Raw genomic sequence first — 13,510 nt, forward strand, 5'->3', positions numbered from 1 at the left:
CGTTTCATCGATCTGCGTTTTCCGGCGAGCGGGCCCGCGGGATTCTGGATTGCCGGATAGCATATGTTCAGGCAATCAGGGCCGCAAATGAGCAGAGACCTCGAAAATTTGGCCGCGCGCGCGGCGCCGGCGATTTTTGTCGTGCTCTGGAGTACCGGCTTCATCGGCACCAAATACGTCATTCACAATGCCGACCCGCTGACCTATCTGGCGCTCCGCATGGCTGTCGTGGTCGGGTTGATGGCGGTTATCGTCGCAATCGCCCGCCCGGCATGGCCCAACCGCACCGAGATCGGCCATAGCATCGTCGCCGGTATCTTGGTGCATGGGTTCTATCTCGGCGGCACCGCGGTCGCGATTTCGCTTTCGATTCCGGCAGGGCTTTCGGCGCTGATTCCCGGCCTGCAGCCGATCCTGACGTCGACCATCGCGAACCGCTGGCTGGGCGAGCGCGTCACGCCGTTGCAATGGTCGGGGTTGCTGCTCGGGCTCGCCGGCGTGGTGCTGATCCTGCACGATCGTCCAATGAGCGGGCAGGCGGGCTGGGGCTGGTTTGCCTCCGCGGTCTCGCTGGTCAGCATCACGCTCGGGACCTTGTACCAGCGGCGCTATTGCGGCCGGATCGACTGGCGCAGCGGCAATCTCGTGCAGTACGCGGCCGTGGCGGTGTTCTTCACCGCCGGAGCATTCATGTTCGAGAACCGCGTGGTTCACTGGACGGCCGAGTTCACCCTGGCGCTGGCATGGCTCGCGGTGGTGCTGTCGATCGGATCGATCGGGCTGTTGTACTGGCTGATCCGGCGCTCGGCGGTGACCTCGGTGGCGAGCCTGTTCTATCTGGTGCCGGCGGTGACCGCGATCATGGCCTATGTGCTGTTCGACGAGCGGCTGGACACGATTGCTATCGTCGGCATGGTGGCCTGCGCCGCCGCGGTATTTCTGGTCAACCGGCGTGCGTGACGAGATTCGCTTGAGTCCACAAGCCTCCGGGCTTTCACGCGGAGGCTTGTGCGGAATGGGTGCCGGTGATCAGCGCTTCGCACTCAACTACCGCGCACAGTCGCATAGGCCTTGAGCGCGCGCTCGCGTCCTCGTTTGTGAAGGCGCGTGTTGGCTCCGCGCTCGGACTCAGAGGTCGGCGACATGCTGGGCGAGATCAGGCTGGCGCCCGCGATCCTGTCCTACCCGCTCTATGTGGCCGGCGTTCTGATTTTCGTCAGCGGCTCGGCCGCCGCGACCTCGCAATCGACGCTGCTGTACGGTGCGTTGTTCGGATTGTTCTGCTATGCGACCTTCGATCTGACGTCGCTGGCGCTGCTCAAGCACTGTGCTGGCCGGCCGCCATTGTCGACGTGAGCTGGGGATCGTTCGTGACCGCTCTATCGTCGACCGCGGGCTTGCTGATCGCCAACTGGGTTGCGCCGAAGGTTTGACTCCCGTCATTCCGGGTCTGGTGCAGGCGCACCACCCCGGAATGACAGCCTCGAGTGCGTTACTTCGCCCGCAGTGACGACCCCGGGTCCTTACTTCGGCTGCGGCACGATCCGCAGGTAAGGCTTCGGCGCTTTCCAGCCCTGCGGATAGATCGTCTTGGCCTCGTCGTCGCTGACAGAGCCGGCGATGATGACGTCTTCGCCCGGCTTCCAGTCGGCCGGCGTCGCGACGCGATGCTTGGCGGTCATCTGCATGGAATCGATCACGCGCAGGATTTCCTGGAAATTGCGTCCTGTCGTCATCGGATAGACCAGCAGCAGTTTGATCTTCTTGTCCGGCCCAATGATGAAGACGTTGCGGACGGTCTGGTTGTCGGCGGCGGTACGGGTGGCGACGTCACCCGAAGTGGCGGCCGGCAGCATGTCGTAGAGCTTCGATACCTTGAAATCGGTGTCGCCGATCATCGGATAGTTCGGCGCCGCGCCCTGCGTCTCCTTGATGTCTTCGGACCACTTCGCGTGGTTGGTCACGGGATCGACGCTCAGCCCCATCAGCTTGACGCCGCGCTTGTCGAATTCCGGCTTCAGCTTGGCCAGCGCGCCGAGCTCGGTGGTGCAGACCGGTGTGAAATCCTTGGGGTGCGAGAACAGGAGCGCCCAGCTGTTGCCGATCCAGTCATGGAATTTAATTTTACCTTCGGTGGTTTCAGCCTCGAAATCCGGGGCTACAGCGCCAATCTGGAGAGCCATTTTACGACCTCATGTCCTTTAAGTTACAGGTAAATTCGTCTTTGCCAGTATAGTAGGCCGCACGTCCGATGTGAACGGCCGGCAGGCAAAAGGGTAGATCCTTCTCCGGGAGCGGAAACTCCTAGCATCTTCTTGCGATCAGCGCGCGTGCGGCGAAAAGACCGCAGCGGCGGCAAATGTCCCGGTTGCCCCGATATTGCCTTTTATGCCGCCCATCACCCCGGGCCCGGTTGCGATCGGGATCCGTGACGGATGTCACAGCGACTAATCGGCAACCAACTAAAAAACTCGCGAGCGAAGTTTCGAATCATTAACCACTCGTTTACGCCCGCGTGAAATTGCTCAACCAGAACAAGAAAATGAGAAGTGCACCAATGTCTGCTTCTGCCGGAATACTTGCCGACCGTCTCGGCGCCTTTGAGCCGTCCGACATCTCCTGCCGCGATACCGCAGCGCTTGCGCTGGCCGTCGTGCGCGATGGCGTGATCACCGGCGAGGGCCCCACCACCAAGGGCCGCGTTCATTTTTCCCGCGCGCTGGATGCCGATGACGCCGCCTGGTGCGCGCGCATCCTGACTGCGACCGCCGTTGAGCATCAGCCGGTCAGCCGTGCCGAAGCCGAGACGCTGTTCGAGATCAATGATGCCGCCGCCGAGCGTAGCGACGACGGGGTGTTCGACGATTTGCTGGCCAAGGCCGTCGTACACCATGCGGCGTCCGCCTCCGGCCTGCCGGTGCCGCCGCGCACGGTCGCGCTGTCGCCGGAAACCTCGATCGAAAGCTGGGCGCCAACCCAGGCAGTCGGCGTCGATATCGAAGTGCTGCAGTGGATCGCAAGCCAGATGCGCGGCAAGCGCCGCAGCAACCGCACACTGATGAGGATGGTCGCCACCATCGTCGGCGCCGCGACGCTGCCGCTGCTGCCGAACGTGTTCGACATCGGGATGTAACGGCGCGCGAAATGCGCCGCGCCCGACGCCGATCCAGCGCAACACGGCGGTGATTGGTTGCTGCGTTCGCAGCGGCGCCGGATGCGGATTTAGTTGTCAAACAGCCTCTGTGCCTTCTTCACCTCTCCCCGCAAGCGCGGCGAGGTGAAGAGGTGCAAACTTGACTTCGCGATCTCGCGGCGCAATCCGCCCGAGGTTTGTCATCAATTTCCTTACCCTCTCAATCAGAGGGCGCAGGGAATGCCGGGCGCCCGATGCGCCCGATAGCCGCGTGTGCAATGATAGTGGTAGCGCGCACACGCGTTAGTCAGGTCACACCGGAATCACCCGGCATTCCCCGCGCAATGGTTTTACGGTTTCCTTCGCGCTCTTCCGGAGCCCGGCTATCCGTCACTTACCTTTCGCGCCGCAATTATACGCCTTCCGAAATCCCGCAGCCTGGGCATCTTCCTCCGAGCAGAACCAGCGGTCCGGCTCCGTCAAACCAGGGTAGCTGCGGCAGCCCTGCAAGTGATAGACACCGCGATTGCCGGTGACGCGGGCGCGCACGGCAAATTTACCCTTGATGTTGCATCCCGACGGCATCACCGGTTGCTCGGGAAACAGCACCGCGCGTATCTCGCGGTCTTTGTCCGTCCTGCAGGAATCGCCGAGCAAGGCGCCGTCCTTCCGCCCGCGGCGGAATTCGGACGGCGCGACAAAGCAGCCTTTCCAAAGTCCCTGGCGTCTGTCCTTGGCGCCGGCTTCGTCCTCCCTGAAGCGTCCCTTTGCGGCGGGATCGAAATTCAGCGCGAAGCCTTGGCGCACCACGAGCTGGTTCAAGCTGGTGGTTTCGCCCACAACGGTGCAAACGCCGATGCGCCGCTTCTTGTAGGCCGGATCCGCACCCAGATCGCCGCAGCGGATCTCGCGGCCGCCGCTCAATTTGGCCAGTTGATCGCGCGCTTCAGCGCCGCAAGCCCAGGTATCGGCGTGCTCGTCGATGCACATCTGGTCGAGCTCAGGGGCATCGATTCCGTCGAGCCGGTAGGTGACGCCGGCGAGCTGAAGCGTGCCGCCGTCCTTGACGACGGCGCTGGCGGCCCAGCTATGGCTTGCCGAGAAGACCGCGAGGATCAAGATAAGAAAGCGCATATTGACCGTTGCCTCTATTTGGTTTTGCTTTGCGAACGGATTGTTGCATCCGTCGCGGCGCGCCGGACTGCGGCCCCGGAATCTGCGGGAAACGTTATGGTAAGTCCGCGCGCTGATCGAGGGGCCTCTTGGTCGTCGAGGCGCGCTTTCGCTGCCAAAGTTGGGAATAACCGGACTGCGCAGCCGACGTCGGGACAAGAATCCGGTATTGGCGGTGCGCACCGTGGCGGGAGTGTTGGGCAGGATGAACGCCATCTATTTCGATCTCGACGGGACGCTGACGGATCCAAAACCCGGAATTACCCGTTCGATCCAATATGCTCTCGCCAGGCTCGATCGGGCGGTTCCGGCGGAAGATGAATTGACCTGGTGCATCGGCCCGCCGCTGCATGCCAGCCTGAAAAAGCTGCTCGGCGCCGACGATCTGGCCGACAGGGCGCTGTCGCTTTATCGTGAGCGGTTCGCCGACATCGGTATCTTCGAAAACCACGTCTATCCCGGCATCGAGGACACCTTGTCCGCGCTGGCCCGGTCGGGCCGGCGCCTGTTTGTGGCGACCAGCAAAGCCAACATCTATGCCGAGCGCATTATCGATCACTTCAAATTGCGGGTCTATTTCGAACGCGTTTTCGGTGCCGAACTGGATGGCACGCGTTCCGACAAGACTGACCTGTTGGGCCATGCCCTGCAGTCCATGCGCATCGACCCGTCTCAGGCCATGATGATCGGAGACCGCAGCTACGACATGGTTGGCGCGAGAAACAACGGAATGACCGCCGTCGGCGTCCTCTACGGCTACGGCAGTGAAGCGGAACTGCGCGATGCGGGAGCGCATCATGTTTGCGCCACGCCCCGGGGATTGCTCAATCACACCGGTTAATCGAGCCCCTTCGGGGCGACGTTCAAGAAGGCCCTTTGTCTCGATACGGGATTTTGCCTGTTTGTCTGCCCTGCGACGGGGCCGGATCGGATATTAAATCCCGTTCCAAGGCGGATTTCGGTCTCATAAACCGTTGCCTCCGTTGAGTTTTGCTGTACGACGGGGAATTGTTACCGCCGCCCCCGCATGCCAGATTGCGGGTGAGGATCCCGCCCAAAGGTTGCAAGCAAGAAAACATGTTCAAACGAATTCTGATCGCCAACCGCGGCGAGATCGCCTGCCGGATCATCAAGACCGCCCGCCGTATGGGGATCGATACGGTCGCGGTCTATTCCGAGGCCGACCGGGACGCGCTGCATGTGGAAATGGCGGACGATGCCGTATTGATCGGATCACCGGCGGCGGCCGAAAGCTACCTCGTGATGGAGAAGATCATCGAGGCCTGTCGCAAGTCCGGCGCCGAGGCCGTGCATCCCGGCTACGGGTTCCTGTCGGAGCGAGAATCCTTCCCGCGGGCGCTCAGCGAGGCCGGGATCGTCTTCATCGGTCCCAATGCCGGCGCGATCGCCGCGATGGGCGACAAGATCGAGTCCAAGAAGGCGGCTGCCAAGGCCGACGTCTCGACGGTACCCGGTTTCCTCGGCGTCATCGAGGACGAAAAGCATGCGGTGAAGATCGCCGACGCCATCGGCTATCCCGTGATGATCAAGGCTTCCGCCGGCGGCGGTGGCAAGGGCATGCGGATCGCACATTCGACGTCGGAAGTCGCCGAAGGTTTCGGGCTCGCGAAGGCGGAAGCCAAATCGTCGTTCGGCGACGACCGCGTGTTCATCGAGAAATTCATCGTCGATCCCCGCCACATCGAAATCCAGGTGTTAGGGGATAAGCACGGCAACGTGGTCTATCTCGGCGAGCGCGAGTGTTCGATCCAGCGCCGCAATCAGAAGGTGATCGAGGAAGCGCCGTCGCCGCTACTGGACGAGACCACCCGCCGCCAGATGGGCGAGCAGGCGGTCGCGCTCGCCAAAGCGGTGAACTACGATTCCGCCGGCACCGTCGAATTCGTCGCCGGGCAGGACAAGAGCTTCTACTTCCTGGAGATGAACACGCGGCTGCAGGTCGAGCATCCCGTGACCGAATTGGTCACCGGCATCGATCTGGTCGAGCAGATGATCCGGGTGGCGGCGGGCGAAAAACTGTCGCTGGCGCAAAAGGACGTCACGCTGACTGGGTGGGCGGTCGAATCGCGGGTCTATGCGGAAGACCCGTTCCGCAACTTCCTGCCCTCGATCGGGCGGCTGGTGAAATACCGTCCGCCGATCGAGAGCTCGATCGACGGCATCACTGTCCGCAACGATACCGGCGTGCAGGAAGGCGGCGAGATCTCGATCTTCTACGATCCGATGATCGCCAAGCTGGTGACGCACGCGCCATCGCGCGCCGCCGCCATCGAGGCGCAGTCGACCGCGCTCGATTCATTTTACGTCGAGGGCATTCGGCACAACATTCCGTTCCTGTCGGCGCTGATGAATCATCCGCGCTGGCGCGGCGGCAAGCTTTCCACCGGCTTCATCGCTGAGGAATTTCCGAAGGGTTTTGCGGTTCGCGTGCCCGAAGGCGAGATCGCCCGCAGGCTGGCCGCGGTCGGCGCCGCCATCGACCATGTGCTCGGCGAGCGCAAGCGGCAGATTTCCGGCCAGCTGACCGGCCGGCTGGTGCAGCGCGAGCGCCGCCGCGCGGTCTGGCTCGACCGCAACGAGATCGCGCTCGATATCGTCCGCGAAGCCAGCGGTATCGTGGTGCGCTTCGTCGATGCCGACGGCACACCGCGCAATCCGCATCATCTGGTCTCGCCGTGGACGCCGGGCGATCCGGTTTGGCAGGGCACCATCGACGGCCATCTGGTGGCGATGCAGGTGCGCCCGATCCCCAACGGCATCCGCCTCGCGCATCAGGGGTTCGAGGTCGCGGTCAATGTCTTCACCGAATCCGAGGCGACGGCGGCGCGGCTGATGCCGATTGCGACCGCATCCGATACCGGCAAGAAACTGCTGTGTCCGATGCCAGGACTGGTGGTGTCGATCGCGGTGGCCGAAGGCCAGGAAGTCAAGGCCGGCGAAACATTGGCCGTGGTGGAAGCGATGAAGATGCAGAACGTGCTGCGCGCTGAGCGCGACGGCACGGTCAAGAAGATCCACGCCGCCGCCGGCGCCACGCTGGCGGTGGATGCGCTGATCCTGGAATTCTCCTGATGCCGTCATTCCGGGGCGATGCCAACGGATCGCGCGAATGCGCGCCCGATGACAGGCTCCGCGTCGAACTACGATGTGCAATTGCACATCGGAGAATCTCGAGATTCCCCGGTGCGCAATTGCGCACCTGGGGTCTGGTGCTTGCGCACCATCCCGGAATGACGAAGTTCAATAGAGGTGACAAATGGCCTTCCGGAAGCGCCGCGAAGCTTTGCGCTCGATCCTGTCGGGATCGGCGTGCATCCGCCCCGGCTCGGTCTATGACGCGGTTTCGATCCGTATCGCTGAGGACCTCGGTTTCGAGCTCGGCATGTTCGGCGGTTCGGTGGCTTCGCTCGCGGTGTTAGGGGATCCCGACATCGCGCTGATTACGCTGACCGAACTGGCCGAACAGATGCGCCGGATGTCGCGCGCGGCAAGCTTGCCGGTGCTGGTCGATGCCGACCATGGCTACGGTAACGCGCTCAATGTCCGACGCACGGTGCAGGAACTGGAGGCAGCGGGCGCCGCCGGCCTCACCATCGAGGATACCCTGCTGCCGCAGGCTTGCGGGGAGACGAAAACTCAGCTGATTTCGCTGGAGGAGGGCGTCGGCAAGATGAAGGCGGCGCTGGACGGGCGCGGCGATCCCTCACTCGTCATCATGGGGCGCACCGGGGCGGTGTCGGTGACCTCGATCGAGGATGCGATCGCGCGCGCCCGGGCCTATGAGGCGACCGGCGTCGATGCCTTGTTCTTCACGGGGGTGAATACGCGGGGCGAACTGGAAGCCATCGCAGCCGCCACCCGGCTACCAATCGTGCTGGGCGGCGCGCCCGAGGAGATGACCGAGCCCGCTTACCTCGCGGGCCAAAGGGTGCGGATCGCCCTGCAAGGCCATGCGCCGTTCGCCGCCGCTACGTTAGCTGTTTACGAGACGCTTAAAGCGTTGCGCGAGGGCCAGTCGCCCAAGGCCTTGAAAGGCCTTGCCTCGTCCGGACTAACCGGCCGCGTCATGCGTGAGGCGGATGTAAAGGCGCGCAGCGCCGAATTCCTGGGTCTCAAGAACTTGGGGCTCAAGAATTAGATGAGCGGCGCGATCCGTCAGGTGACGGTGCGGGGCCGGGTGCAGGGGGTCGGTTATCGGGCCTGGGTCGAGCACCGGGCGAGGGGGGTGCAAAGTCTGGAGGGATGGGTGCGCAACCGCAGGGACGGCAGCGTCGAGGCGCTGTTTGCCGGGCCGGCGGATGTCGTGGCGGATTTGATCGCAGCATGCCGGCGTGGTCCGTCATCGGCGCGCGTCGAGTCCGTGACGGAAGAACCCGCCGGTTCCGACGCGCTGAATTTGCGGCGGCCGGGCGAGCGGTTTTCGGTGCTGCCGACGATCTAGGATAGGTCACGCATGACGTACTTCATTGTCAAATGCCTGTTGTCGGGACTGATCGTCGCGATTGTTTCCGAAGTGGCAAGGCGCAGTCCTGCTCTCGGCGCGCTGGTCGTGTCACTGCCTTTGGTGTCCTTGCTGGGTATCCTTTGGCTCTGGCGCGATACCGGAGATATCGAGCGCATTGCCGATCATGCCCAGTCGACCTTTTGGTATGTGCTGCCATCGCTTCCGATGTTCCTGGTGTTGCCTGCGATGCTGCGGGCCGGTGTGGGCTTTTGGCCGAGCATTGGCGCAAGCTGCGTGCTGACGATGGCGCTGTACCTCGTCACCGCATGGGCTCTGTCCAAGTCCGGGATCAGTCTCTGACGTCAGGTCGAACCGCTAGACCGCCGTGGCTGTGTGCTATCGAAACATGGAAGCCGATCCATGCTGCCCTTTACGCCCGAGCAATTCCTCATCGTGTTCGTGAACTACAATCATGCGATCTGGCCGATCCAGATCGCAGCCTATCTGCTCGGCGGCATCGCGGTCACATCGCTGTTCCTGACAACACCGGCGTCAGATCGCGTTATCGCCGGTATTCTGGCGGCGATGTGGCTGTGGACCGGATTTTTCTATCACGGGATTTGGTTCGCCGTGATCAACAAGGCCGCCTATGTCTTTGCCGCGCTGTTCATGGTCCAGGGCTGCTATTTCATCTATGCCGGCGTGTATCGCCATCAACTTCGTTTCGGCCTGCGCCGCGGCCTGGCGGCTTGGGCGGGTGCGGCGTTCGTGGCCTACGCCGCCGCCGTCTATCCATTGATCGGCGTGGCGACAGGCCATCCTTATCCTGCGATGCCGATGTTTGGCGTCACGCCGTGCCCGGTGACGATCTTCACCTTCGGGATGCTGCTGCTGACGGTGGGTCCGGTACTGCGCGGGCTTCTCGTTATTCCCGTTGTCTGGTCGTTGATCGGCGGCAGCGCCGCCATCCTTCTCAACGTGCCGCAAGACTGGCTTCTCCTGCTCAGCGGCTGCATCGCGGTGCCTCTGATGGTGGTCTGCGACCGGCGGGCGATACAGGGTGTCATACCAACGGCCCGAAACTTTGACTCATTTGGGATTCCCAAATCAGTGAAACTCTGACTCGATGCTTGCTTTTGAGAGGAGCGGCCTCGATGGGAGCGGCGGTATCGATCACCCGACTTGATCTGACGGCTTCGGAGCTTCGCAAGGCGGCGAGCGGGGAGAAGAATAGTGCCGCGGCGCGTCGGATACTTGCGCTTGCGCTGGTTCTCGATGGCCTGGACCGCAAAACGGCGGCCGAAACCTGCGGTATGGACCGTCAGACCTTGCGGGACTGGGTGCACCGTTACAACGCCGCGGGACTGGCCGGGCTTCGCAATCTCAAGTCGCCAGGTCCCGGATCAAAACTCACGGCGCGGCAGCAGGCCGAATTGGCCGAGCTTGTCGAGGCCGGCCCCGACCCTGCGGTGCACGGGGTAGTGCGTTGGCGGCGGGTCGATCTGCGCGACGAATTGCAGCGGCGCTTCGGTGTTGCGCTCCACGAGCGTTCGATCGGGAAGGTTCTGGCCAAGCTCGGCTACCGCAAACTGTCGGTAAGGCCCCGCCACCCACAGGCTGACGAAGAAGCCCAGGAGACGTTTAAAAAAAATTCGCCGCGACAGTCACGGCGCAAATCCCCGACCGTGCCAAAGGCAAGCCGATCGAAATCTGGTTCCAGGATGAGGCCCGGATCGGCCAGCAGGGCACGCTGACCCGCGTCTGGGCCAAGCGTGGAACGAGGCCCCGCGCGCCGCACGACCAACGCTACGACTGGGTCTACCTGTTCGGCGCGGCCTGTCCGCAACGTCGCGTCGCAGCAGGGCTGGTCATGCCGGCGGCGAACGCCGAGACCATGTCGCTGCATCTGACTGCGATTGGCCGCAAGGTGGCGGCAGGTAGCCACGCCGCTCTCGTCCTCGATGGCGCCGGCTATCACATCGCTGCCGCGCTCACGATCCCCGACAACATCACTCTCGTGCGGCTGCCACCATACGCCCCTGAACTCAATCCGATCGAAAACGTCTGGGAATATCTGCGCGGCAACAAACTCGCGATCACCGTCTTCGACGATTACGACGATATCGTTGATAAAACCTGCGGTGCATGGAACTTCTTTGAACAAGATCCAAAGCGCATCGCATCAATCACAACCCGAACATGGGCAACAGTCAATGTTTAGGGCCGTTGGTATCAGAACAGCCTGAACCTCGATTGCGCGGCATGATTCCAGACGATGCCCGGGGATCGCGGATTGACAGTGCCGATGGTGTCGCCGGGCTGTTAGATGGTCGCTTCCGGCATGGGCGCCTCCACCGATCCAAACACCTCGGCGAAGGCCTGCCGGAGCGCGATGTCGACATCCGCCATGCTTGCGAGATGGCCGAGATCGGCAAGGCTGGTGACGCCGTAGCGCGGATCGGCGATGCCGCAGGGCACTATGGCCTGGAAATGGGTCAGGTCGGGTTCCACGTTGATCGCGATGCCGTGGAACGACACCCAGCGCCGCAGCCGCACCCCGATGGCGGCGATCTTGTCTTCATGTCCTGGGCCCTTGTCCGGCCGCTTGACCCAGACCCCGACCCGGTCCTCGCGGCGCTCGCCGCGCACGTTGAAGGCCGCAAGCGTCCGGATGATCCATTGCTCGAGGCCCGCGACATAGGCTCGCACGTCGGGCCGCCGTCGTTTCAGGTCGAGCATCACATAAGCCACCCGCTGGCCGGGGCCGTGATAGGTGAGCTGGCCGCCGCGCCCGGTGGCGAACAGCGGAAAACGGGGGTCGAGCAGGTCGGCATCCCGGCCGCTGGTTCCGGAGGTGTAGAGCGGGGGGTGTTCCAGCAGCCAGACCAGTTCGGGGGCCTCATGGGCCGCAATCGCCGCGACTCGCGCCTCCATGGCCGCCACGGCCTCCGGATACGGCACCGGCACGTCCGAGATCAGCCATTCGACCGCGCCCGCGCCGGAAGGGCCCGCAAACGGCGTCAAATCGAGGTTTTGGCGGTCATTAACCATTGGCTAACCATAACGTGGTGATCTCAAAACCAGCAATTTTGCCTCTGTCAGTCAGTCCGGGTCGCCAGTGCCAACCCTCGATAAAGTCAGCGTCGACCTCATGGTGGTGCTCGGCACCACCACGATGCCCATCCATCAGGTAATGCGGCTCAGCCGTGGCGCCATCATCGAACTGGACGCCACCGAGGCGGACGAGGTCAAGATCCTCGCCAACAACCTGCCGATCGCCAGCGGCGTCGTGCTGGTCGACCGCAACCGGATCGCGGTGGAGGTCAAGCAGATGCTGCCGAAATCGCCGGGCACCCGGTAAGCCAGCCCTCCGGGCCAAGATTCCCCTGCATTTCCACAGCTTTCGGCCGGGCCCAATCACGCGCCGGCAGGCCTTGTCCCCCCACCATTGATTTGTTACATCCCGCGCCGTTGATCCGGTCTGGCGCGTCCTGCGCCGATCCCAACAAAGCGCTCGTGGCGGAATTGGTAGACGCGCTGCCTTGAGGTGGCAGTGAGTAACATCGTGGGGGTTCGAGTCCCTCCGAGCGCACCATCAATCGACTTTGAAATGGCTGGGTTTCCACAGCTGGGCCGTTCCGATTTGGCCCGGGAACGGTCTGCCGCGTCCTTCCGTCAGATCAGAAGGTCGGTGACGCCGGTGATATGGACGTAAGAGGTCTGGGGCGTCACACCGCCATGAAGGTCGTCGATCTCGAGCGTATAGGCCACCGTCACGACCTCAGTGTCTTCGAGATAATCGAACACTGTGGAATCCGCGGCAAAGTTGAGACCGAGCGAGCCGGGTGACGATCCCGTCGGTTCGACCACGGCTCCCGTTATCATCAGTGCGATCAACGCCGCATCGTCCATTGCAGCGAAGCCTCCCGTTACCCCGCTGGCCGAGACGTGGGTAATTTGAGCGGTGTGGCCATCCTGCAAATCCGCATCGGTGAACGTGACCGGAATGGCCGCCGTCAGCGGGCTCGTGTCGGTCTGCTCGATAAGATTCTGCGGCGCGATCGAATTGATGGTCACCGCGTCATTGGTGCCGGTGATGGTGACATCGATGGTTCGATCGATGGTGCCGCCATTGCCGTCGTCCAGCGTGATGTGAACTGCTCGATCCTGATCTCGTTCTCCGCGAGGTATTCCACCGCCGAGGCCGCGATGCTGTAATTCCAGCTCACCACGCCACCGAGGCCGGAGCCGGTGGTGTCCGTGGTCACGCTTGCGGTCACGTACCCAGCGCCCCGGGCGAGGCCACGATGGTCGGGCTGATGCTGTGGGTATCGGTGAGGTCGACATCGGTGAACGCGATCGTCCCGCTGTCGGACAGATCGCCGGCCGGGGTGACAGCCTCGATCACCGTGCTGGTCACGTCCGAGACCGCAACGCGCCGGGGGACGAACCCTGGCCGCCGAACGACCCAGAATCGAATTTTTCAACGTAATTCAAAAGGCCATCGCAAAGGTTAATGAAATCAGACCGTCAGTATCGCAGCTACGGAATCATTTAGCACAAGTAATGCCCTGTTAACATTACCAAAAAAGAGGCTGTAATACGTTCACGGCGCGCGAAATTTCTCTCTTTGTTGTCGTCCTTGCACTCGAAATGCACGCAAAAATCGCGAACGCGGCAAATTCGGGCAAGCGTGAATCGGATAAATCCAGGCCGGAGCCACCGAAGCGCAGGCGCCA

16 protein-coding genes, 1 tRNA gene and 1 pseudogene are annotated in these 13,510 nt (G+C 62.7%); 12 read left to right on the forward strand and 6 right to left on the reverse strand.

Annotated features, from left to right (window positions below; genetic code table 11):
• Nucleotides 1-87 precede the first annotated feature (87 nt).
• Nucleotides 88-960 (forward strand): DMT family transporter, encoded by an 873-nt coding sequence (locus KMZ29_RS12315; protein WP_215623892.1) that lies wholly within the window; start codon nt 88-90, stop codon nt 958-960.
• Nucleotides 961-1,128: 168 nt separating this feature from the next.
• Nucleotides 1,129-1,433 (forward strand): annotated as a pseudogene (locus tag KMZ29_RS12320) (DUF2177 family protein); the annotation flags it as partial.
• Nucleotides 1,434-1,523: 90 nt separating this feature from the next.
• Here KMZ29_RS12320 and KMZ29_RS12325 read toward each other — a convergent pair.
• Nucleotides 1,524-2,183, reverse strand: a complete 660-nt coding sequence (locus KMZ29_RS12325) for a peroxiredoxin (protein ID WP_215606282.1) — start codon at nt 2,181-2,183, stop codon at nt 1,524-1,526.
• Nucleotides 2,184-2,557: 374 nt separating this feature from the next.
• Between KMZ29_RS12325 and KMZ29_RS12330 the strand changes: the two genes are divergently transcribed.
• On the forward strand, nt 2,558-3,133 hold the full coding sequence (locus KMZ29_RS12330; protein ID WP_215623893.1) for a hypothetical protein: 576 nt from the start codon (nt 2,558-2,560) through the stop codon (nt 3,131-3,133).
• 390 nt (nt 3,134-3,523) lie between these two features.
• Here KMZ29_RS12330 and KMZ29_RS12335 read toward each other — a convergent pair whose 3' ends face one another.
• Entirely contained in the window at nt 3,524-4,267 is a 744-nt protein-coding gene (locus tag KMZ29_RS12335) for a thermonuclease family protein (RefSeq protein ID WP_215624242.1), read from the reverse strand.
• Nucleotides 4,268-4,511: 244 nt separating this feature from the next.
• Here KMZ29_RS12335 and KMZ29_RS12340 point away from each other — a divergent pair, with 244 nt between their 5' ends.
• From KMZ29_RS12340 to KMZ29_RS12370, 7 genes are all read left to right on the forward strand, one after another.
• Nucleotides 4,512-5,147: an HAD family hydrolase gene (locus KMZ29_RS12340; protein ID WP_215623894.1), complete on the forward strand. Its 636-nt coding sequence runs from the start codon at nt 4,512-4,514 to the stop codon at nt 5,145-5,147.
• A 236-nt stretch (nt 5,148-5,383) separates the two neighbouring features.
• Nucleotides 5,384-7,399: an acetyl-CoA carboxylase biotin carboxylase subunit gene (locus KMZ29_RS12345; RefSeq protein ID WP_215623895.1), complete on the forward strand. Its 2,016-nt coding sequence runs from the start codon at nt 5,384-5,386 to the stop codon at nt 7,397-7,399.
• A gap of 184 nt (nt 7,400-7,583) precedes the next feature.
• The gene (locus KMZ29_RS12350; protein WP_215623896.1) at nt 7,584-8,465 is read left to right on the forward strand and encodes an isocitrate lyase/PEP mutase family protein; all 882 of its coding nucleotides are present in this window, start codon (nt 7,584-7,586) and stop codon (nt 8,463-8,465) included.
• A complete protein-coding gene (locus tag KMZ29_RS12355; RefSeq protein WP_215623897.1) occupies nt 8,466-8,768 on the forward strand; it encodes an acylphosphatase in 303 nt (100 codons plus the stop codon). It abuts the gene before it with no gap.
• 12 nt (nt 8,769-8,780) lie between these two features.
• Entirely contained in the window at nt 8,781-9,131 is a 351-nt protein-coding gene (locus tag KMZ29_RS12360) for a DUF3147 family protein (protein WP_215623898.1), read from the forward strand.
• Between the two features lie 60 nt (nt 9,132-9,191).
• Entirely contained in the window at nt 9,192-9,893 is a 702-nt protein-coding gene (locus KMZ29_RS12365) for a DUF6064 family protein (RefSeq protein ID WP_215623899.1), read from the forward strand.
• 32 nt (nt 9,894-9,925) lie between these two features.
• Nucleotides 9,926-10,992, forward strand: a protein-coding gene (locus KMZ29_RS12370) for an IS630 family transposase (RefSeq protein WP_215623900.1) whose coding sequence is annotated in 2 segments (ribosomal slippage) — nt 9,926-10,421 and nt 10,421-10,992 — 1,068 coding nt in all. Because the reading frame shifts where the segments join, the coding sequence is not laid out codon by codon here.
• Nucleotides 10,993-11,093: 101 nt separating this feature from the next.
• Here the strand turns inward: KMZ29_RS12370 and lipB are convergent.
• Nucleotides 11,094-11,822: a lipoyl(octanoyl) transferase LipB gene (lipB, locus tag KMZ29_RS12375; RefSeq protein WP_215623901.1), complete on the reverse strand. Its 729-nt coding sequence runs from the start codon at nt 11,820-11,822 to the stop codon at nt 11,094-11,096.
• A 67-nt stretch (nt 11,823-11,889) separates the two neighbouring features.
• Between lipB and KMZ29_RS12380 the strand changes: the two genes are divergently transcribed.
• On the forward strand, nt 11,890-12,132 hold the full coding sequence (locus KMZ29_RS12380) for a FliM/FliN family flagellar motor switch protein (protein ID WP_029584764.1): 243 nt from the start codon (nt 11,890-11,892) through the stop codon (nt 12,130-12,132).
• Between the two features lie 149 nt (nt 12,133-12,281).
• A tRNA-Leu gene (locus KMZ29_RS12385) sits at nt 12,282-12,366 on the forward strand.
• 80 nt (nt 12,367-12,446) lie between these two features.
• On the opposite strand, the gene KMZ29_RS12390 is transcribed toward KMZ29_RS12385, so the two are convergent.
• The 3 genes from KMZ29_RS12390 to KMZ29_RS12400 are packed head-to-tail and all read right to left on the reverse strand — an operon-like array spanning nt 12,447 to nt 13,191.
• Nucleotides 12,447-12,848: a hypothetical protein gene (locus tag KMZ29_RS12390; RefSeq protein ID WP_215623902.1), complete on the reverse strand. Its 402-nt coding sequence runs from the start codon at nt 12,846-12,848 to the stop codon at nt 12,447-12,449.
• Complete coding sequence (locus KMZ29_RS12395) at nt 12,845-13,039, reverse strand: hypothetical protein (RefSeq protein ID WP_215623903.1); 195 nt, start codon at nt 13,037-13,039, stop codon at nt 12,845-12,847. Before KMZ29_RS12395 ends, KMZ29_RS12390 begins: the two co-directional genes overlap by 4 nt.
• An 8-nt stretch (nt 13,040-13,047) precedes the next feature.
• Nucleotides 13,048-13,191, reverse strand: coding sequence for a hypothetical protein (locus KMZ29_RS12400; protein WP_215623904.1), 144 nt, complete (start codon nt 13,189-13,191; stop codon nt 13,048-13,050).
• Nucleotides 13,192-13,510 lie beyond the last annotated feature (319 nt).

It is taken from the genome of Bradyrhizobium sediminis (assembly GCF_018736085.1).
In the GTDB taxonomy this organism is placed as follows: domain Bacteria; phylum Pseudomonadota; class Alphaproteobacteria; order Rhizobiales; family Xanthobacteraceae; genus Bradyrhizobium; species Bradyrhizobium sediminis.